Here is a 1177-nt window from a genome sequence, read left to right as displayed (position 1 = left end):
TTCCTGCCGATCTTCACGCTGGAGAACCAGGAAGGCCGCCTGTTTGGGCCGCTCGCCTTCACCAAGACCTTCGCCATGGCGTCTGCCGCCTTCCTGTCGGTGACGCTCGTCCCGGCCCTGATGGTGATCTTTGTGCGCGGGCGGATCATCCCGGAGCACAAGAATCCGCTGAACCGCTTTCTGATCTGGATCTACCGGCCGGTCATCCGCGGTGTGCTCAAGGCCAAGGTGTTGACGATCCTGGTTGCCCTCGTGGCGCTCGGCGCCAGCGTCTGGCCTGCGCGCCAGATCGGCTCCGAGTTCATGCCGACCCTGAACGAGGGCACGCTGATGTACATGCCCACCACCTTGCCGGGCCTGTCGATCACCAAGGCGGCCGAGCTTCTGGCAACCCAGGATCGCATCATCAAGTCGTTTCCTGAGGTTGCCTCGGTGTATGGCAAGGCCGGCCGCGCCTCGACAGCCACTGACCCTGCGCCAACGGAGATGTTCGAGACGATCATCACCCTCAAGCCAAAGAGCGAGTGGCGGCCCGGGGTCACCATTGACAGCCTCAAGGCCGAGATGGACAAGGCGCTGCAGTTCCCAGGTGTGTCGAACGCCTGGACCATGCCGATCCGGGCGCGCATCGACATGCTCTCCACCGGCATCCGCACCCCTGTTGGCATCAAGGTGTTCGGCACTGATCTGGCCGAGATGGAGAAGATCTCGCGCCAGGTCGAGGCCGTGGTCAAGGCGGTTCCCGGCACATCGAGTGCGTTTGCTGAGCGTGTCATCGGCGGCTACTACCTTGACATCACGCCGAACCGGGAGGCGCTCGGGCGCTACGGGCTGACGGTCGGCGACGTGCAGGACGTGATCGGCATGGCGCTCGGCGGTGAGACGGTGACCAACACGGTCGAGGGCCGTGAGCGCTACAGCGTCAACGTGCGCTATCCCCGCGAGCTGCGCTCGAACCCGCAGGCCATCGCCACCGAGGTGCAGGTGCCGATGCCAAACGGGGGCGCCGTGCCCTTGGGCGAGGTCGCCGAGGTGAAGCTCAATCGGGGCGCGACCTCGATCCGCACGGAGAACGGCCAGCTTGCGGTCTACATCTTTGTTGACATCACAGGACGCGATCTCGGTGGCTATGTCGCCGAGGCGCGCCAGGCGGTTGCGAACGAGGTCAAGTTCCCGC

Annotated in this window: 1 protein-coding gene; it reads left to right on the top strand. The window is 64.9% G+C overall.

All coding sequences use genetic code 11. The features are described 5' to 3' along the window. The coding region (locus tag OC446_RS30425) for an efflux RND transporter permease subunit (RefSeq protein WP_262032592.1) at window positions 1-1177 on the top strand (1177 nt) is incomplete at both ends.

The sequence above is a fragment of the Microvirga sp. Mcv34 genome, assembly GCF_024519725.1.
Taxonomy (GTDB): domain Bacteria; phylum Pseudomonadota; class Alphaproteobacteria; order Rhizobiales; family Beijerinckiaceae; genus Microvirga.
The sequence above is the reverse complement of the archived record's forward strand: the minus strand, read 5'-3'. Positions and strand labels throughout refer to the sequence as shown.